The sequence below is a fragment of the Methanoculleus sp. 10 genome, from assembly GCF_913757945.1.
GTDB lineage: Archaea > Halobacteriota > Methanomicrobia > Methanomicrobiales > Methanoculleaceae > Methanoculleus.
In genome coordinates this window covers 247,886-265,417 of record NZ_CAJYDP010000004.1, presented here as the reverse complement: position 1 = coordinate 265,417, position 17,532 = coordinate 247,886, and the positions used below count along the sequence as shown (strand labels likewise).

20 protein-coding genes are annotated in these 17,532 nt (G+C 63.9%); 4 read left to right on the top strand and 16 right to left on the bottom strand.

Features of this window, described 5'->3' with window-relative positions; translation table 11 throughout:
* Positions 1–490: 490 nt before the first annotated feature.
* Positions 491–1,858 (bottom strand): fasciclin domain-containing protein, encoded by a 1,368-nt coding sequence (locus tag QZ408_RS06615; protein ID WP_292490439.1) that lies wholly within the window; start codon positions 1,856–1,858, stop codon positions 491–493.
* A 450-nt stretch (positions 1,859–2,308) separates the two neighbouring features.
* On the bottom strand, positions 2,309–3,193 hold the full coding sequence (htpX, locus tag QZ408_RS06610; RefSeq protein WP_292490438.1) for a zinc metalloprotease HtpX: 885 nt from the start codon (positions 3,191–3,193) through the stop codon (positions 2,309–2,311).
* 141 nt (positions 3,194–3,334) lie between these two features.
* Between htpX and QZ408_RS06605 the strand changes: the two genes are divergently transcribed.
* Positions 3,335–4,099, top strand: coding sequence for a sulfide-dependent adenosine diphosphate thiazole synthase (locus tag QZ408_RS06605; RefSeq protein ID WP_292490437.1), 765 nt, complete (start codon positions 3,335–3,337; stop codon positions 4,097–4,099).
* Between the two features lie 43 nt (positions 4,100–4,142).
* Positions 4,143–4,793, top strand: coding sequence for a putative phosphothreonine lyase domain-containg protein (locus QZ408_RS06600; protein WP_292490436.1), 651 nt, complete (start codon positions 4,143–4,145; stop codon positions 4,791–4,793).
* Positions 4,794–4,900: 107 nt separating this feature from the next.
* Here the strand turns inward: QZ408_RS06600 and QZ408_RS06595 are convergent, their stop codons facing one another.
* The 10 genes from QZ408_RS06595 to QZ408_RS06550 form a co-directional block, all read right to left on the bottom strand.
* Positions 4,901–5,047, bottom strand: coding sequence for a 50S ribosomal protein L40e (locus tag QZ408_RS06595; protein ID WP_248535191.1), 147 nt, complete (start codon positions 5,045–5,047; stop codon positions 4,901–4,903).
* A gap of 59 nt (positions 5,048–5,106) precedes the next feature.
* Entirely contained in the window at positions 5,107–5,655 is a 549-nt protein-coding gene (rdgB, locus tag QZ408_RS06590; protein ID WP_292490435.1) for an RdgB/HAM1 family non-canonical purine NTP pyrophosphatase, read from the bottom strand.
* Positions 5,652–7,235: a bifunctional N(6)-L-threonylcarbamoyladenine synthase/serine/threonine protein kinase gene (locus QZ408_RS06585; RefSeq protein WP_292490433.1), complete on the bottom strand. Its 1,584-nt coding sequence runs from the start codon at positions 7,233–7,235 to the stop codon at positions 5,652–5,654. The genes rdgB and QZ408_RS06585 overlap by 4 nt, the downstream gene beginning before the upstream one ends.
* 83 nt (positions 7,236–7,318) lie before the next feature.
* The gene (locus tag QZ408_RS06580; RefSeq protein ID WP_014867313.1) at positions 7,319–7,474 is read right to left on the bottom strand and encodes a 30S ribosomal protein S27ae; all 156 of its coding nucleotides are present in this window, start codon (positions 7,472–7,474) and stop codon (positions 7,319–7,321) included.
* A 5-nt stretch (positions 7,475–7,479) separates the two neighbouring features.
* Entirely contained in the window at positions 7,480–7,776 is a 297-nt protein-coding gene (locus QZ408_RS06575) for a 30S ribosomal protein S24e (RefSeq protein WP_292490432.1), read from the bottom strand.
* Between the two features lie 67 nt (positions 7,777–7,843).
* Positions 7,844–8,332, bottom strand: a complete 489-nt coding sequence (locus QZ408_RS06570; protein WP_292490431.1) for a GTP-dependent dephospho-CoA kinase family protein — start codon at positions 8,330–8,332, stop codon at positions 7,844–7,846.
* A complete protein-coding gene (gene spt4, locus QZ408_RS06565) occupies positions 8,332–8,532 on the bottom strand; it encodes a transcription elongation factor subunit Spt4 (RefSeq protein WP_292490430.1) in 201 nt (66 codons plus the stop codon). The genes QZ408_RS06570 and spt4 overlap by 1 nt, the downstream gene beginning before the upstream one ends.
* 1 nt (position 8,533) lies before the next feature.
* A complete protein-coding gene (locus QZ408_RS06560) occupies positions 8,534–9,103 on the bottom strand; it encodes a DNA-directed RNA polymerase (RefSeq protein WP_292490429.1) in 570 nt (189 codons plus the stop codon).
* A gap of 3 nt (positions 9,104–9,106) precedes the next feature.
* Entirely contained in the window at positions 9,107–9,487 is a 381-nt protein-coding gene (locus tag QZ408_RS06555) for a PIN domain-containing protein (RefSeq protein ID WP_292490428.1), read from the bottom strand.
* Entirely contained in the window at positions 9,484–10,719 is a 1,236-nt protein-coding gene (locus QZ408_RS06550; protein WP_292490427.1) for a translation initiation factor IF-2 subunit gamma, read from the bottom strand. The genes QZ408_RS06555 and QZ408_RS06550 overlap by 4 nt, the downstream gene beginning before the upstream one ends.
* A 212-nt stretch (positions 10,720–10,931) precedes the next feature.
* Between QZ408_RS06550 and nikR the strand changes: the two genes are divergently transcribed.
* Complete coding sequence (gene nikR, locus QZ408_RS06545; RefSeq protein ID WP_292490426.1) at positions 10,932–11,354, top strand: nickel-responsive transcriptional regulator NikR; 423 nt, start codon at positions 10,932–10,934, stop codon at positions 11,352–11,354.
* A gap of 80 nt (positions 11,355–11,434) precedes the next feature.
* Here nikR and QZ408_RS06540 read toward each other — a convergent pair whose 3' ends face one another.
* On the bottom strand, positions 11,435–11,725 hold the full coding sequence (locus QZ408_RS06540; RefSeq protein ID WP_292490425.1) for a DUF2098 domain-containing protein: 291 nt from the start codon (positions 11,723–11,725) through the stop codon (positions 11,435–11,437).
* A gap of 56 nt (positions 11,726–11,781) precedes the next feature.
* On the opposite strand from QZ408_RS06540, the gene QZ408_RS06535 reads away from it, so the two are divergent.
* Entirely contained in the window at positions 11,782–12,957 is a 1,176-nt protein-coding gene (locus QZ408_RS06535; protein WP_292490424.1) for a YcaO-related McrA-glycine thioamidation protein, read from the top strand.
* A 592-nt stretch (positions 12,958–13,549) separates the two neighbouring features.
* On the opposite strand, the gene QZ408_RS06530 is transcribed toward QZ408_RS06535, so the two are convergent.
* The 3 genes from QZ408_RS06530 to QZ408_RS06520 all read right to left on the bottom strand — a co-directional run bounded on the left by QZ408_RS06530 (position 13,550) and on the right by QZ408_RS06520 (position 17,491).
* Positions 13,550–14,518, bottom strand: a complete 969-nt coding sequence (locus tag QZ408_RS06530) for a histone deacetylase (protein WP_292490423.1) — start codon at positions 14,516–14,518, stop codon at positions 13,550–13,552.
* A gap of 7 nt (positions 14,519–14,525) precedes the next feature.
* On the bottom strand, positions 14,526–17,171 hold the full coding sequence (locus tag QZ408_RS06525; protein WP_292490422.1) for an oligosaccharyl transferase, archaeosortase A system-associated: 2,646 nt from the start codon (positions 17,169–17,171) through the stop codon (positions 14,526–14,528).
* 155 nt (positions 17,172–17,326) lie between these two features.
* Complete coding sequence (locus QZ408_RS06520) at positions 17,327–17,491, bottom strand: hypothetical protein (RefSeq protein WP_292490421.1); 165 nt, start codon at positions 17,489–17,491, stop codon at positions 17,327–17,329.
* Positions 17,492–17,532 lie beyond the last annotated feature (41 nt).

Here is a 17,532-nt window from a genome sequence, read left to right as displayed (position 1 = left end):
GGATCAGGCGCCTGTTTGCTCCCGGATACAGTTCCAGCCAGACAGAGTACCAGAATACAGGTTATGATTATCGTCCATCTCCTGACGCCGCTCATCCCGCATCACCACCCTCAGCCGTTCTACCCGGCGTACCGCTCAAAAAGATACGGATCTCTCTCCTCCAGCATACCGTTGCGGAGCCCGGGTCCGCCTACCCCTGCCCGGCCCGGTATGCCATCTTCCTCCTGCAGCCCCGTGGCGGGGATCCCGGGGTTTGCTGGTGCCAGATTGCCGGACGATCCCGAGAAGCCCCCGGAAGGCATCCGGATCGGGCGCCATCCCGGGCCGGAAGACCTGTCATACCCCATCGCCGGCAAAGCCCTCTGCTCACGGAGCGCCTCCAGAGGCCCCCGCTTCCGGTTACCGTCGGGTGCAAAGAGGCGGAGGTGGCAGCCGTGTGCCGTCCCCGGACAGGCACGGGCCGCCGCAACCGGTGATGCCGGGGTCACCACTACCTCGCCGTGGGCATGGTCGGCATCGGTGTCACCACTGCAGGCATGGTCGGCCCTGGAGTCTCCACTGCGGGGGTCGGCGGCGGCAGTACCACCCCCGGGGGCATGGTCGGCTCTGGAGTCACCACCGCTGGTGTGGTCGGCGCCGGCCCCTCTGCTGGCAGGCCAAGGACCTCATCGATGATATGGACGACACCGTTACTGGCACTGATGTCCGGGACGATGATCATGGCGTTGTTGACGTTGAGCACGCTGCCGTTCGCGGAGACCGTCAGGTTCTCCCCGGCAAGGGTCCTGAGCGTCGTGGTATTCCCGCCCTGTGTCATATTCAGGAGATCGGCGGCCGTATAACTGCCGTTGACCACGTGGGCGGAGAGAACCCGCGTCCGCTCGTTCTCGTCGACGAGGATCCTGGAGAAGGCTTCGCGCGACAGGTTGCCAAACGCATCGTTGCTCGGCGCAAAGACCGTATACGGCCCGCCGCTCTGCAGCGTGGTCACCAGATCTGTTGCGTTGAGCAGGACTGCAAAGAACGACAGGTTATCGTTCGCGGCGATCACATCGATGAGGCTCTGCTCCTCAACGGGTGCTGGTGTGACGGGTGCTGGTGTGACGGGTGCTGGTGTGACGGGTGCTGGTGTGACGGGTGCTGGTGTGACGGATGCTGGTGTGACGGGTGCTGGTGTGACGGGTGCTGGTGTGACGGATGCTGGTGTGACGGGTGCTGGTGTGACGGGTGCTGGTGTGACGGGTGCTGGTGTGACGTTAGTACCATGCGTGACCTTGATCGACAACCCTGCAATGGCATGGTCCAGGCGTGATTCGTAGCGGGGCTCGTAATCCGTGAGATCGCAGTAGATGAACCAGATGGTTTCACCGTCGGATACGGAGTACCCCCACACATCAGTGTCTGACGTAATGTAACTCCCGTTCTCGTAGATTACAAACCAGAACTGGCCCTGCTGGTAGAGGTAGTCGTCGATGCTGTCGAGTATCAGCCGGTTATCGGCAGTGCGAAGGAATGTCGAGTAATTCAACGCCCCCGTCCTGGCCACTGCGTCCAGTGCGCCGATCGGCGTGTCTCTCTTAACCTCAATGGGGTTGTCGAGGTTGATAGGCTGGATCGTGAAAACCTCAGCCGGATCGATGGTGACGTTATACCTCCCCATGACCTTCATACTCTCCGGAAGGTTATCTGCGAGGGTATCCCCCTTCGCGAACGCTATCGTCGCCGGGCTCGCCTCCCGGGCATCGCCCGGAGGGAGGGGCTGCGACAGATCCTCCGCCGCCGGGACCGCGAGGACGGGACCGGCCAGGGCGAGGATGCACATAATGGCAAGGATGCTCAGGATTCGTTTTAAAGCCATTGTAATCACCTGTTTCTGCCGGACCCGGGTGCTCGTGACTGGGGCCGGGCCGCGATGAGGACGACGGTGGGAACGGGCTCTACCCCGGGACTGCCTCCGGCAGCCCCCGGGCTGCACCGGCGCGGTGCTGCGGGCCGATCCGCCGGTTCTCCCGGGGTATCCGGGGTCATGCCGTGACTGACAGAGCGGGCACCTCTTGGTAAAAGGGTGTTATATAATTTTGGGAGGATAAAATTATAGGTCCCTTAATACGGCGATTGGCTGCCAATAGTCCTGGATTCTGGGGTGCGGTGCTTTCCCGGCGGCGCGAGCACCGGCAGCAGTTCCCGGCCGCGAGAGAGGGTTCCCGGTACGGCGGCGCCACCCGGGAGTATGGGTATGAACCCCCGGCATCGCCGCAACGGAAGCGGGATCACGAAAAAGGTGAATCTTCTATGGCTCCAGGGGCCGTTACGGCGCCCCGACCGCCAGATCCTCAAGGGCGGCCACACGCTTCTCAAGCGACGGGTGCGTGGAGAAGAGCTCCATCAGGGTGTTCCCGGAAAGAGCCGGTATGATGAAGAAGGCGTTTGCGCCCTCCACTTCCTGTTTCTTCTCGGCCGGGATGTAATCCATCCGCCCGCTGATCTTCTTGAGCGCCGATATCAGCGCCCGGGGATTGTCCGTCAGTTCGGCGCTGCCCCGGTCCGCGGCAAACTCCCGGTAGCGGGAGAGCGCACGGGTGAGCAGGGTGCTCACCAGCCAGACGACGATCGAGACGACGTAGACCAGGATCAGGGCGCCCATGTTGTTGTCGCGGTTGCCACCGCCGCCGAAGAGGCCCATGAAGAACCAGTTGCGCATGATCAGGAAGGCAAGCATCGATAGGAAACTCGCCATCGTCAGCGTCAGCATATCCCGGTTCTTCACGTGCGCCATCTCGTGGGCGAGCACCGCCTCAAGCTCTTGTGGGGTGAGCATCCGCATGATCGAGTCGGTCACCGCCACGACGGCATGGCTCGGGCTTCTCCCGGTCGCAAACGCGTTCGGCACCGGGGAGGGCATGACCCCCACCTGCGGTTTCGGGAGGCCGGCTCTCGCGGCGAGACGCTCGATCATCCGGTGCAACTCCGGGTACTCGTCTTCTTCGACGATCCGGGTGCCGGTACTCCAGAGCACGAGCTTATCGGAGAAGAAATACTGGAGGAACGCCATCCCGGCGGCGACCAGCAGGAGGAACTCAAAGGGGAATCCAAGGGCGTAGAGGACGCCCAGGAAGATCAGGTAGACTATGAGGAGCAGAAACGACGTCAGAAGCATCCTCATCGTCAGACCGAAATCGCGCGTCCACTTCATGACAGAGATGTATTGGATCGGATCGCTATTAAGATATATGCCGGAATCGCTCCGGGTGCTCACGTTTGAACCGGTCTTTGGCGCATCCGGCACCACGCGCCAGTGCCCTTATGAGATCGGGGCGATATACCTTATGAACGGATGACGCTCAACGAAGTGACCATCAGCAGGGCCATCCTCGAGGAGCAGCACCGGGCGCTCATCGACTACCTCGAGATGGATGCCGCCGTCGTCGGCGGCGGACCTTCAGGGCTCGCCTGTGCGGCCCTCCTCGGCGAGAAGGGTGTCCGGTGCGCACTCATCGAGAAGAAACTCAGTACCGGCGGCGGCATGTGGGGCGGCGGCATGATGTTTCAGAGGATCGTCGTCCAGGAAGACGCACGGCGGCTCCTCGACCGGTTCGGGATCGCCTCCCGTGAGTTCGAGCCGGGCTACTACGTCGCGAAATCGGTCGAAGCCGTCGCCAAACTCACCGCAGCGGCCTGTGACGCCGGTGTCGAGTTCTTCAACCTCACCACCGTCGAGGACGTCATGATCCGGGGCGACGGCAGGGTCGGCGGCCTCGTCATCAACTGGACGCCGGTCGACATGGCCGGGCTGCACGTCGACCCGCTCACCGTGGCCTGCACCTGCACCGTCGACGCGTCCGGCCACGACGCCGTGGTCGCCCGGATGGTCGAGCAGAAGGGCGGCCGGATCACAGTGAAGGGCGAGAGTTTCATGTGGGCCGACCGTGCCGAGTCACGGATCCTCGATCATACGCGTGAGGTCTTCCCCGGCCTCTTCGTCACCGGGATGGCGGCAAACGCCGTTGCCGGGGAGTGCCGCATGGGACCGATCTTCGGCGGGATGCTGCTTTCCGGGGAGCGGGCCGCAGAACTGGTCCTCGGGCGGCTGGGCCGATAACACTACAGAACCCTTTTTACGGTCCCGGCAGTTACCAGTAAGTATGGAAGAGATCGATCCGGAGTCCTTGGGCGAGGTCGCGTACGGGATCTTTGAGGTCTACCTCAACCGTGAACTCCGTCTCCGGGGTCCTTACCTGTTTGAACTCGTCGAACAGGGTACCGATTTTGAAGTTGACGTCGCTTCAGTCTTCAAGCAGTTCCGGGAGGATTACCCGGATCTCGCCGGAGCGCTCCTTCGCCGGTTCGGCGGGATCGATGCCGTCTACGCATCGCTCAGGGCGGGCGAGGGTGTCCTCCCCTCAAAGACGACCCGGATGTACTGGATCGTCCAGGATGCGCCGGGACCTCTCGCGCGGGGCCTCGACGACGAGCAGGTGGGAAAATGGCTCATCTTTGTCCCCCAAAAAGAGGCCGACGAGGCGTGGAGGAAGATCCGGGACGAGACGGCGAAGGGGTTGCTCGGGATATCCGCAAAGGTCAGCACCGCCAAACCGAACCCGGATTCGCGCGACGAGCGGGCCGTCATATACGTCTACACCCGGGACTGGGCCGACGAGGCAGACGTGATGCGGGTTCGCGAACGGCTCCGCGATCTCGGCTTTACGGAGCGGATCGGCTACAAGCGCAACATCGAGACCTACCGGGGCGAGTACAGCGAAGAGGGCCGGAAGGTCACCTACTACAGTGCCTGAAGGGCGGCGGGCAGCCCCCGCTCCCCATGTATCGCACCGAACGCGTCAAAAAGAGTATACCGGACCCCCGGCCCCGCCGTGGCCCGGAGCCCGCAGTTGCGGCGGCGTTACGCCTTGCGCTCCTTGGACTTGGGCCGGAGTTCTTCCGAGCCGCATTTGCGGCAGCGGGTCGCACGGATTGCGTTCCGGGCGTTGCATTTCATACAGACCTTTACATTGAGCAGACGTGCTTCAGCTTCGGGAAATCGTGCCATGTTGAAAACACCACTTGTCGATTGGGTACTATTCGTTCTTGGTGCTATTAACAGTTCTGTCAGGAGGCGCGCTCCTGCGTGATCCATGCGCGAAACGCCTCAAGCGCCCGTGTCCGGTGCGATATCCGGTTCTTCTCCGGGAGCGGCATCTCGGCGAGCGTCCTTCCTTCGCAGGCAAAGATCGGGTCGTAGCCAAACCCCCCGGTCCCCCGGGGAGCGACGATCGTGCCGAGCAGGATCCCGCGGAAGATCCGGATGCCGTCCTCCCGGGCAAACGCGATCGCCGTCTCGAAGCGGGCGTCGCGGTTCTCCACGCCCTCCATGAGCTTCAGGACCCCTGCGTTCCCGATTGAGTCGTGGACGTACGCGGCGCACGGGCCCGGGAACCCGCCGAGGGCGTCGATGAAGAGCCCGGTATCGTCGACGATCAGCGGCCGGGAGAGGACCCCGTAGGCGAACTCCGCCTTGCCGCGGGCGATCTCCCCGATGTCGGCGTGGCGGAACTCCGGGCATTCCAGCGCGACGTGCTCGACCTCCAGCACCCCCGCGAAGTATGCGGCCGCCTCCCGCGCCTTGTTCGCGTTGCTCGTCACCACCGCGAGCCTCACAGGTAGCGCCCCCGCAGTTCCACCTCGTGCTCGCGGGAGAGGACCTCGTCCGCCCCCGGGAACGCCTCTGCATACCCCGCGACGAAAGCCTCCCTCAACTCCCCGAAGTTCTCCGTGGTGCTCTCGAGCGTCTGGAAGAAGACGTGGAGGTCGACTCCCCGGCTCTCGACCTCCGCGGACGTCGACGCGAGCCCGAAGTCGATCAGGACGCACTGATCGCCGCGGACGATCATGTTGCTCGTCGTCAGGTCTCCGTGGACGATCCCCGCCCCGTGCAGCCTCCCGACCGCTTCGCCGGCAAGGCGGACGTTTTCGGTGGAGGTGACGTACTTCAGCACGTCGCCTTCGACCCGCTCCATGACGATCGTATCGGCCGTGATATCCCGGATCACCGGGGTCGGGACGCCCGCGCGCCGCGCCGTCGCTATCAGGCGGGCCTCGGCCCGGGTCCGCTCCGCGATCAGCCGCCGGTCGAGGCCCGGATTCCGGTAGCGCTTGCTCGTCCGGCGCTTGACCACGTCGTCTTCCCGGATCTCCACGACCGCCTCCGCGCCCCGGGTGATCCCCCCGCCGGGCTGCCCGGCGGCGAAGACCTCGCCGGGCCCGGTCCGCCAGGTGACCTCCACCTCGTCCGCCCGGTAACCCGGCCGGATCTGCGACTCTTCGAGGGGGAGCGTGACCCCGTGCTCCAGCATGACCTTTCCCGTATAGGCGATCATCGCACCGTTGTCGCCGAGATAGGTCCGCTCCGGGACGGCGAACGACGCTCCCCGGTCTTCACACATCGTCCGGAGCATCTCCTGCAGCCGCGCGTTCGCCCCGACCCCGCCGACGAGCAGCACCTCGTCCTTGCCGGCATGCGCGAGCGCCCGCTCGGTCACCTCGACGCACATGGCAAACGCGGTCTCCTGCAGGCCGGCGCAGACGTCCCCAAGCGGAGCTGTGCTCTCCTGGGCGGCGCTGACAAGCCCGGAAAAGGCGAGATCCATCCCCTTCACCGTATACGGGAGCTCGATGTAGTCACCCTCGCGGGCGAGCCTCTCGATGGCCGGGCCGCCCGGGTGCGGGAGGTCGTGGCTCCGGGCGAACTTGTCAAGCGCGTTCCCAAGCCCGATATCCAGCGTCTCTCCAAAGATCCGGTAGCGGCCGTTTAAGAAGCCGAGCACCTGTGTGTTCGCGCCGCTCGCGTAGAGGACGATCGGATCGGCAAATCCGGTCGCCCACCTCCCGATCTCGACGTGCGCGACGCAGTGGTTGACACCGACGAGCGGCACGCCGAGCGCGATCGAGAGGGCCCGTGCGGCGGTCGCCACCGTCCGGAGGGAAGGGCCGAGGCCGGGGCCCTGGGAGAAGGCGACCGCCCGAATCCGGTCCGGCTCCGTGAGCACCCGGGAGACGACCTCCTTCATCATCGAGGCATGGTGCTGCGCGGCCTCCCGCGGGTGGATCCCGCCCTTCGGCGGGACGTAGGGGGAGGAGTGGAGGGCGACCAGATCCTCCCCGAAGAGGGCGGCGCTGAGGTTCCACGCCGTCCCCTCAAGCCCCAGCACCAGGCCGTCTCCGGATCTCATATCAGGCATAAAACAGGTATCGCTCCGTTGAAAAAGACCGGCCGCGGCCGGGATCTCCCGCCGTGACCGTATTGGTATCAGAGGGTGAGGACCTACTTCCGGAACTCGGTGTAACCGCACTTACCGCAGGCCACCCGGTCCTTGTGCTCGGCCATCAGGACGCCGGGGCCGCACCGGGGGCAGTGGCGCTTCTGCAGAACAACCTTGTCCCCCTTGACTTCGTAGCACTCGTGCCTCTTGACCGCCATGCCCTTCACGCCTCACTCTCGGCCTTCTTCGGCTCGCCGCGCTTGAGCAGGTATTCCCGCTCGGTCGACTTCTTGCTCTCCTCGTCGTCGTAGATCCGGGCACGGCCGGAAAGTTCCATCGCCCCGAACCGGGTCCGCTCAAGGTCCAGCACGACGAGGCTCTCGTTTTTGTTCAGCATTGCGGCGAGCTTCTCCTGGATGCTCTTCCGCGAGGGGGTCGGGCCGTCGAAGGTGAGGGTAAACGCAAGTTCCCTCCGGCTCAACACCTCGTTCCTCACGTCACGGGTAATTTCGAAATCCATCGATATCCCTAAAATGTTGTTGGCGGATTTATTTAAACTCTGGTATGGGGCCCGGGTTGCCGCACTCTCACTCGCGCACAAAGCAGTTCAACATGGACGCGGCCTCCTGTTTCGCCGGCTCATCGACGATCCGGAGGACGACGCCCTCTCCCGGCTGGCCGTAGAGGATGGCGGCGCCGGGTGGCGCCGCGAGGACGAGCGGGATGACCGCAAGGTCTTCCTCGCCGTCGACGAATATCACCCCCGGCGGGTCGCGGACCACATCGGCGATCGCGCCCACGAGTTCGTCGGTGATCGTCCCGGCGGGGTTCCTCGCCACGAGGCGCCTTCCTGTCAGGAGAAGGGGCAGACGGGTACAGGGCAGGCGCATCGTGTAGCCGTCGATGATGGCGATCTCCGGGACGACCCCTGCATCGAGGAGGTTGTGGGTCACCACATCGCCGACGGCGTAGACCGCCCGGCCCCGGAGCCGGGGAAGGAGTTCGCCGATATTTCCATAGAGGGTGCCGAACGGTTTTTTGAAGAGATCCCGGTGCGCTTCGGGGAGCCGGAGCATCAGCGGACCTTCAGTGCGTACCGGCCGGGTAGGGTGATGTTCATCTTCTTTGCTATATCCGAGTGCTCGGGATCGATGATCACGACGTAGCCTGTCCAGTCTTCGCTCAGGTTAGCCGTGCCGCAGATGACACAGGCCTCCCCTTCGACGACCCGGTGGCACTCGCGGCAGACCCTGACCACCTTCTTACGGACGACCATGTTATGCCGCTCCTTTCTGCTTCTCCTCTGCAAGGTCCTCTTCCAGCCAGACCGAGGTGCCGAGCCCCGGCTGCCGCATGGTGAGGCCGATCTTGCTCTCCCGGGGTTCGCGCTCGTTCAACGAGAGCGCAACGACCCGGGCCCGGACGCCGTCGCCAACGGCAATGTACCGCTTCGAGTCCTGGCAGATCAGTCTGCCGTTCTTCTCGTCGTAATTGATGTATTCGTCCGATATCTGGCTCACGTGGAGCATGGCGTCGATCGGCCCGAGGCTGACGAACGCGCCGAAACTTGTCGTCTCGACCACCTCGCCCTCGATCACCTCCTGGAGCCCCAGGCGGAGCACCGCCGCCTCAAACCTGACATCGTAGTAGACGGCACCATCCCCGGGGATCAGCTCCCCTTCGCCGACATTAAGGATCTTTGTGACCGCGATGAAGATACCGATCTCCTTTGCGATGCTGCCTTCCAGCTGTTCCTGCAGTACATTGAGGATAACCTTCTCCAGGTCCTCCCCGAGGCGGTGGGGCGGAACCCGCACCTTGTCCTCCAGCGTCATCTTATAATACATAATTTATCCCCTCAGCAACTCCAACGTCTTCTGTCTTCGCATCGAAACGACGTCGACTCCCTCACGAAGGAGAGCGTTCCGGAGTTCCCGGTCGTTCGTCACCACGGTACACCCTTCCCGCCGGGCATACTCGATCACCCGGTTATCCACGCCTTCGGCGGTACTGCCGCTCGGCACGACCGTCGAACGCCGGACCAGCGCGAGACCCACGCGGGCGGCAGCCGCATCGCGACCCCGGCCCCGGGCAAGCCCCGAGAGCTCACCGACCACCTCTTCGAGCGTGATCGGCTCGAAGTCCCCGAAGAGGGCCAGGAGCTCGTCATACAGGTCAACCCCGAACTGGGCCGGCATCAGGAGGGCGTTCGTATCGAGGAGCACCCTCACTCGACCAGAACGCCCATGCCGATCAGCCGCCATCGCCCGCCGACCTGCCTGCTGATGGCAATCCGTGCGCCGACCTCTGCACAGACCGCCCGCTTCAGCTGGACCTCCACCTGGTTCTTCTTCGTGTTCACGATCACCCCGACGGTGACGGCGGTGCCGACCGAGAGCATCAGCGGCTCTTTATGCTTCAGGGGCTCGATGATCTGCTCGCTGTCCGCACCGACCACCCGGTCCATGAGCGTGACGTCGAACTTCAACCGTTCCCATACCGGCGGCAGTCTCCCCACGAGCCCGGCCACCTGCCCGGCGAGGGCGTCGCTCTTCGTCAGCGCCGGATCGAGTTTCGTCGCAACGCCAAGGAGACCCCCGGGCCCGGCCTCGGTCACCCGGATCTTGCCGGCGTTGATGGAGGTGATCTTCGTCTCGACGGGCTCCCACTTCATCCGGTTCTCCACCTGGACCTGCCGCCCGGGCCGGATCTCGATGTCGTCACCCTCGTGCAGGACGCCGCGGATGAGCGAGCCTCCGATGACGCCGCCCTTCACGTCCCGCCAGCTGCAGCCGGGTTTGTTGATATCAAACGATCGTGCGACGAACAGCACCGGGTCTATCTCCGGGTTGCGGGCAGGCTCCGGGACGACCGAATCAAGGGTCTGGATCAGGGCACCGATATTGACGCCTTTCTGTGCGGAGACCGGGATGATGGGTGCGTTCTCGGCGATCGTGCCTTTGATGAACCGTTTGATCTGCTTGTAGTGCTCGAGCGCCTCTGCCTGGGTGACCACATCGATCTTGTTCTGGACGATGACGATCTTTTTGATGCCGATCAGCTCGAGCGCCATCAGGTGCTCCTTGGTCTGGGGCTGCGGGCAGACCTCGTTTGCAGCGATAACGAGCATCGCGCCGTCCATCAGCGCCGAACCGGAGAGCATCGTCGCCATCAGTGTCTCGTGGCCGGGAGCGTCGACGAACGAGACCGTCCGGAACGGGACCGCTTTTCCTCCACAGTTCGGGCACTCGGGCTGGGAGGTATAGGCCTCCGCCCCCTCACACTTCTCGCACCGGTAAAAAGTTGTATCCGCGTAACCGAGCCGGATGGAGATGCCGCGCTTGATCTCCTCGCTGTGCCGGTCAGTCCAGGTACCGGTCAGCGCGCTGACCAGGGTGGTCTTGCCGTGATCGACATGACCCACGAGCCCAATATTGACACCGGGAATGAATGCATCTCGCAAAAGTTTTCGAACCTCCTTATCCAATATAGAGTGACACTACTTATACATAATCGGTGGGGATCATCTCTTTGGCCCCGGGTCGCATTCTTATCGCGCACCCGGGCGGCCTCTCGTCTGCTGTCACCCCAGGAGCATACGAAGTGTGAATAATGCACCCTGATGTTAGCGAAAATTTATACCCTATGAATAGAGATATGAGAACTGGTTACAGTATGTCAGGTGATACCGAACTTTCACGTATCGGGATCTCTCTACCCAAGAATCTTCTTGATAAATTCGACGAGATCCTGAGCCTCCGGGGGTACTCCTCCCGTTCAGAAGGGATACGGGACTCAATACGGAGTTATATCACTCATTACCAGTGGATCTCCGATGTGAAAGGAGAGCGCCAGGGCGTCATCACCATGGTCTACGACCATGACCAGCGGGGGCTGCTCCAGACGCTCACCGAGATCCAGCACCAGTATGCCCATATCATCCAGGCGTCCCTTCACTCGCACGTGACCCACAGCAAGTGCCTTGAGGTCATCCTGATCCGCGGAGACGGGACGGTGCTGAAGGATATCACAGAACGATTGATGGCGCAGAAGGGCGTCGAGGCGGTGAAACTCACCACCATACCGATCGAGGGTTAATCTCAACCGGGGATCAACTGCCCCGGTTGAGACGGGGGGTTCCGCGCTACGATCCGATGAAAAAGGTAGCGGAGGATGGTTCACCCGCCGCCTTCACAGCTCTGGTCGGTCCCCTTCTCCCACACCTTTTCCAGCTGCTCTTTGAGTTCCTTATGCTCCTTGAGGTAGTCCTCCAGGGAGCGCTCCTCTCTCTCCACCTGTCCGGTCGTGCGGTCGGCGCCGACCAGCTCGTCCACCCGGTAGTAGAGTCCGGTGCTGTCGAGTTCGGCATACTGCCGGCCGTCGATCTCCTCAACCCGGAGGACCTTTCCGGTCGTGCCGGTGCGGGGGTACCGGACGACTGCCCCCACTGCTACGTCATCCGTGCTCATACGTTGGTAGGGTACATCTGCCATACTATTAAGGTATCACCTCCAAGGTATCTTGAATGGCAATCACGATTCGTCCGGTAGAGAAAGAGTACTTTGACGGAACGCACCGTTCCCGGTCTCCCGAGGGGACCTGTGCTGCCGTGGAGCCGTTGATGGCAGAGATCGGTGTTACGGAGATCGTCGATGTGACCCCTCTTGACCGCCTCGGGATCCCGGTCTTTGCGGCGGTCCGGCCGGGAGCGGCCCGGGGGGCGGTCCGCGTCCACGCGGGGAAGGGAAAGGAGCCCGTCCACGCCCGGGTCTCGGCGATGATGGAGGCGCTCGAGCGGTACTGCGCCGAGTACCGGGGTGACCGGATGGAGTATGCGACCTACGAAGAGATCGGTCCCGGGCGGGCGGTGCACCCTGAGGACCTGTTCCTCCCGCGCAAACTCGAGCAGGGGGAGAAGGTCCATTGGACGCCGGCGTGGGATATCCTGAACGACGAGGAGGTCTATGTCCCGAGCAACGCCGTCTTCCACCCTTATGACTCGCTCGGGATGACTGTACCGCTTTTCCGGAGTGACTCGAACGGGCTTGGATCGGGAAACGTCATGGAGGAGGCGATCCTGCACGCCCTCTTTGAGGTGATCGAGCGGGACGCGCTCAGCCTCGCCGACCAGAAGCGCGATCTCGGCCGCCGCCTCGTCATCGGGGGTGACTGCGCTGCCCGGCAGATCCTCGACCGGTTCGAGGAGAACGGTATCGGGATCCACCTCTGGCTGCTCGACGGGAGGACCGGCATCCCCACCGTCGCGGCCGCCGCGGATGATACCGTCACGAAAGACCCGGCGATGATCGTCATCGGGTCGGGGACACACGCATGCCCGGAGATTGCGGCGCTCCGCGCCCTGACCGAGGTTGCCCAGAGCCGCGGGAGTTACCTCCAGGGCGGCCGCACCGATCCCCGGCGGGAGATGGTCATCCGGAAGGCGGGGTACGAGCGGCTGAAGCGGATCAACCGGATGTGGTTTGCCGCCGCAGAGGCCATCGATATCGGGGATGTCCCCGACGTGAGCACCCGCCGGTTCGATCTCGACATCGAGCGGGTGCTTCGAGAGGTCAGCCCCTATACGGACCGGGTCTGTGTCTGCGACCTCTCAAGAACCCCGGTGCCGGTGGTGCGGGTCGTCGTTCCCGGGTTCGAGGTCTCCTACATGGACCCCGACCGGAAACGCTCCGCGCAGGAGTGATGGGCTCTCCGGCGGGGAAACGCCCGGAAGATGCCGCGGGATCTCCCCTCCCCGCAGGCGGGCTACTCATACGCTGCTCTCCGGCACCCCCCGCCCCGGGTGGGGGCGGGGGCAGTGCTTGCAATAGCCAGTGGGAAGCCGTGCCCCGGGAGCGGCGCAGATGTCGGTTTTCCGGGGTAGGCAGGGGAGAGCAAGCCCGTGCCCGGGGAGCACGAGCATTCCAGACCCTGGTTCCGTTACTGATATGTTCCCCGGGATACGCCTGTCATGCGCTGGTTCAGGGCGGACGGAGGACCGGATCCATGTCTCCGGGCCTGTCCCCTCCCCGCCCGGCGCCGGGCGTGCCGCCGATACAACCTTCCGGAACGGACAGGGAGTGTATCCGTCGTGTGAAATCCGGGCGGTACTCTCTGCCCTTGAAGGCACTGGCTATTGGGAATCGCTGCAATCGTGATGAACGGGGGGCACGATGGCGGTAACCGGCAACCTCATGGCTCCGAGCCCTGCGTTCCCGCGGGGCTGAACCTTCCCTTCGCGGCGGCGCGCAAGACCGCATCACCACGAACGCACGCGGCGGCCGTGGGGGTTTCCCTCAACAGAACCGGACTTTCTTTAAGATCTCGACAACCCTCTTCGTGGTCCGGTGCAGGGATCTCTCTGCGGGCGTGGGCCGCTTCCCCGAGAGTGCCCGGAATATCGCGGCGATCGCCTTCCCGTGCGACGGGCCGTACCCGCCTTCGAGGGTCAGGGCGAGGGGGAGATCCGTGCCGTCGATCAGCATCCCGGCGAGCACGCTGTAGTCTTCGGGCTCAAGGTCCATCCGCCCGTGCTCGTCGTCGGAGAGGGCGTCCTGCCCGGCCGAGACGATCAGGACGTCGGGCCGGAACCGGGCGAGCGCCGGGACGAAGACCTCGTCAAAGACGTGCTGGTAATCGGCGATGGTGGACCCTGCCGCGAGCGGGGCGTTCAAGGTGTAGCCCCGGCCGGCACCGGTGCCGATCTCGTCCACCCACCCGGTCTTCGGGAAACTGTCGGCCTCGTGCACCGAGCAGAAGAGCACCCGGTCGCTCCCGTAAAAAGCCGTCTGCGTGCCGTTGCCGTGGTGCAGGTCCCAATCCACGATGGCGACCCGGTCAACCGACAGAAGAGCTTTCGCCGCCGCGACGGCGGCGTTGTTGAAGATGCAGAACCCCATCGCCCGGTCGGGTTCGGCGTGGTGGCCCGGCGGGCGGACCAGGGCGAACTGGTGCTCGCCGTCGAGTGTCCGCTCCACCGCTGCACAGGTCGACCCGGCGGCGTACGACGCCGCATCGAAGGAGTGGCAGGTGACGTAGGTGTTCGGGTCTAAAAAACAGGTCCCCCGTGCGATCTCCTGCACCCACCGGATATACTGGGGACGGTGGACCCGCTCCAGGTCTCTCTCGGTAGCGCGGACCGGGGCATGCCACCGCACAGTATCGGGGACTCCGGCGAGGGCCCCCAGTAACCGGGAGCCCGACTCGGGGTGCGCCTCCATATCGTGCCGGGTGAAGACGTCACCGTAGATGACCGAAGCTCGCATCCTCGTTTTAGTTGATGGTGCGCCCCTGCTGGATATCTTCTTCGGTGACGTCAAACGTCTGCCCGGTGCCCACGATCCGGTACGGTCCCGTCGTCTTTACCTCGCCCGACCACCCGGACGTCGCATACGGGACAATGAACGTGCCGTTCACGCTCTCCTGCCGGTAGGTGAACGTCCTGCCGGCGTTCGTCGTGATCGGCACCTCGATGATCCCGTTGCCCTTGACGTGAGCTCCCGGGACGTACTCGAAGATCTTGACGGCTTTGAGGTCCGGCCCGCTCGCGCCGACGTTGGTGAAGACGTTTTTGGGCGTCTCATGGACGAGCCGATAGTGCTGGAGCGCCGGCACCCGCTCGACCGGGTGGAGGAGCGAGTCTCCCCGGTACTCGTAGTACCAGTTCAGGAGCGTCGCGTGAGATCCTGCCGGTGCGCTCTTGTTGTAGGCCTCCGCCGCCGCCGCCGCAGCGGTGGCGTTCATCTGCTCGGTGCGCGTGATGACCGGGAGAGAGGCGTTCGCCGTGCCCGCGTCACGGTACTCGGCGTAGATCACCTGCGATGCCGGGTCGGTCATGGATCCGTCGAAGTTATGGAGGCGCGAGATCATCGTCAGGTAGTACTGCTGGCTGTGGAACGTCATCGCCTGGTAGTTCGTCGAGCCCGCGCTCACGGGGATGAAGAATTCCGGCTCATACCGGCCCTTCCCCACGCCGGGGTCTGCCCACGTCGCCGGCGCGTGGAACTTCAACGTGTCGAGCTCAATATCGGTGACGACGTAGCGGGTGCCGATGTTGTCGAGGATCCGGTTCGCGGCCTCCTCGTCAGTCGAGACGAGGTAGGTCGCCGATCCGTTCGGCCCGGCGACCCCGTGCTGGAAGGGGTTGTTGTTCGGGATCCGCTTTGAGACGAAGGTGATCCAGTGCCCGTAGTCCCACCAGGACATGACGCCGTAGGACCCCTCGGGGTAGGTGAACGTATCCTGGTCGTAGATGGCGTGGAAGTCGACCCCGGGGTCGGGAGTGTTTGCGCCCATCCACTCCAGGGCCTCCATCCACTGCGAGTCGATGCCGCTGTACTTCGCACCGGCGGCATAGGCGAGGTTGGTCTGGAGTGAGGTTCCGGCGAAGATGAGCGTGATGACGGCGACCGCGGCGAAGGCTCCGACCTTGATGTAGTCCGGCTGATCTCTCGACGAGGCTTTCGTTTTCCGGGTATCCTGGGCTCTTGCTCCCTTCTTTCCCTTCCGCGGCGGCTCCTCCCGTTTCTCGCCGGCCCCGGGGCTTTGAGGTGCCCCGCCGCTCCTCGCCCCAAAGAGGCGCGCGACGTCCTTCCAGGTTGCTTCGAGGACCGCCCCGGTAAAGACCGCGGCGAGCAGCGCGATATTTGCCGCGAGGTAGTACTCGTAGCGGACGTGCGCGGCGGTCGATGCCAGGATGACCGCCGTCCAGACGAGGATGAATACGTGGGCCGGGTTCACCTTCTCGCGGCTCCACCAGAGCAGGGCGGCAGCGCCGCCGGCCGCGAGCACGAGGCCCCAGTGGAACGTCGCCCAGGCCGCCTCGTACGACCAGGCCCGCGCCTCCTGGACGGTCGTGGTGACGGGCGCCTCACCGAAGAAGGCGAAGAGGCTCGATATGAGGAGGTTGTAGACGTCCGGCAGGGCGATGGAGAGCACCGCGACGGCGACGGCCGCGAGGCCCGCAATGGCGGCCGGGAAATAATACTTCGGGCGCCCCCGGAGGTAGACCGAGAGCCCGTAGAGCGCGAGCGTGCCTGCGATGAGGGCGGCGCAGGCGACGACGTGCCCGACGGTGTAGCGGGAGAGGTCGAGGCCGGGGTGCGGGAAACCGAACGCCGCCGTACCGACGATCACCACGCCGAACGTCACGGCGTTCACGAGGATCAGGTAGTCGCTCGGCCGGTCCTGGAAGAAGTCCAGGAGGAACTGGATCAGGGTGAACCCCGCCACGATGAGCGCGAGAAGGATCATCGTCGGCATGTTGAAGAAACCGAGGAGGTAGGCGACGCCGGCCGCGGCCGCCGTTATCGCCGGCATCTTCAGGGTTTCGAGGTTCTTCCTGGAGAGCGATATGTCGCGGGAGATAAGCAGCGCCGTGATGTAGGCGAGGACGAAGATCGTCGAGAAGAGGGTCTCTGCGATGTGGTGGTCGACGAAGGCGAAGAGGGAGCGGTGGGCGAAGCTCCCGGAGATGACCGCGATGAGGCCTGCCGCGATGAGGCCGGTCTTCCAGTCCGTGATCTTTCTCGCGAGCAGGTAGGTGACCGGCACCATCGCCGCGCCCATCAGCGGCGGGACCCAGGATGCCACCACCATGATCTCGGGGCGCGTCGTTGCGCCGACAAGCACACAGAGCGCCGATATGATCTGGACGAAGAGCGATCCCCAGTAGACGACGTCGCCGCTCGGGTAGAGCGTCATGGCGTCGAACCAGGCGTAGTTCGGGAAGTTCGCGACGGTCTGCTCGACCTGACGGACACTATACCAGGGGTCGTTGCCGAGGAGATTGACCCCTTCGGGGGTCACCATGTCAGCCGCCGGAATGAAACCCCGTACCCAGAGCGGGAGCAGGGTGAACAGAACGATAACACCAATGATGATATATGGTCGATACTTATCGAGATCCACGTGAGCCATCGGACCCTCCTTGCTACGTTCCTGTTTCCCTTCGAACCATTAATAATATTGGCGTATCCGCGGTGCTGGAAAATAGGGTGAGTCTCGGGATTTTCACGTCAGTCGTGCAAAGACCTTCTCAAACGCTTCCGCCTTCTTCTTCCAGCTGTGCTCCTCTATGCCGGCGGGCGGACCAGAGCGAAGAGGCGCTCGCCGTCGAGTGTGCGCTCCACCGCTGCACAGGTCGACCCGGCGGCGTAGGATGCCACGTCGAAAGAGTGGCAGGCGACGTAGGTGTTTGGGTCTAAAAACAGGTTCCCGTTGCCATCTGTTGCACCCACCGGATGTAGCGGGGATCGTGGACCCGCTCCAGGTCATCTTC

Bases quoted from the DNA above. Each gene is read 5' to 3' on its own strand.
- QZ408_RS06615 (WP_292490439.1), bottom strand. From the start codon at position 1,858: ATGGCTTTAAAACGAATCCTGAGCATCCTTGCCATTATGTGCATCCTC.
- htpX (WP_292490438.1), bottom strand. From the start codon at position 3,193: ATGAAGTGGACGCGCGATTTCGGTCTGACGATGAGGATGCTTCTGACG.
- QZ408_RS06605 (WP_292490437.1), top strand. From the start codon at position 3,335: ATGACGCTCAACGAAGTGACCATCAGCAGGGCCATCCTCGAGGAGCAG.
- QZ408_RS06600 (WP_292490436.1), top strand. From the start codon at position 4,143: ATGGAAGAGATCGATCCGGAGTCCTTGGGCGAGGTCGCGTACGGGATC.
- QZ408_RS06595 (WP_248535191.1), bottom strand. From the start codon at position 5,047: ATGGCACGATTTCCCGAAGCTGAAGCACGTCTGCTCAATGTAAAGGTC.
- QZ408_RS06585 (WP_292490433.1), bottom strand. From the start codon at position 7,235: ATGCCTGATATGAGATCCGGAGACGGCCTGGTGCTGGGGCTTGAGGGG.
- QZ408_RS06580 (WP_014867313.1), bottom strand. From the start codon at position 7,474: ATGGCGGTCAAGAGGCACGAGTGCTACGAAGTCAAGGGGGACAAGGTT.
- QZ408_RS06575 (WP_292490432.1), bottom strand. From the start codon at position 7,776: ATGGATTTCGAAATTACCCGTGACGTGAGGAACGAGGTGTTGAGCCGG.
- QZ408_RS06570 (WP_292490431.1), bottom strand. From the start codon at position 8,332: ATGCTCCGGCTCCCCGAAGCGCACCGGGATCTCTTCAAAAAACCGTTC.
- spt4 (WP_292490430.1), bottom strand. From the start codon at position 8,532: ATGGTCGTCCGTAAGAAGGTGGTCAGGGTCTGCCGCGAGTGCCACCGG.
- QZ408_RS06560 (WP_292490429.1), bottom strand. From the start codon at position 9,103: ATGTATTATAAGATGACGCTGGAGGACAAGGTGCGGGTTCCGCCCCAC.
- nikR (WP_292490426.1), top strand. From the start codon at position 10,932: ATGTCAGGTGATACCGAACTTTCACGTATCGGGATCTCTCTACCCAAG.
- QZ408_RS06540 (WP_292490425.1), bottom strand. From the start codon at position 11,725: ATGAGCACGGATGACGTAGCAGTGGGGGCAGTCGTCCGGTACCCCCGC.
- QZ408_RS06535 (WP_292490424.1), top strand. From the start codon at position 11,782: ATGGCAATCACGATTCGTCCGGTAGAGAAAGAGTACTTTGACGGAACG.
- QZ408_RS06530 (WP_292490423.1), bottom strand. From the start codon at position 14,518: ATGCGAGCTTCGGTCATCTACGGTGACGTCTTCACCCGGCACGATATG.
- QZ408_RS06525 (WP_292490422.1), bottom strand. From the start codon at position 17,171: ATGGCTCACGTGGATCTCGATAAGTATCGACCATATATCATCATTGGT.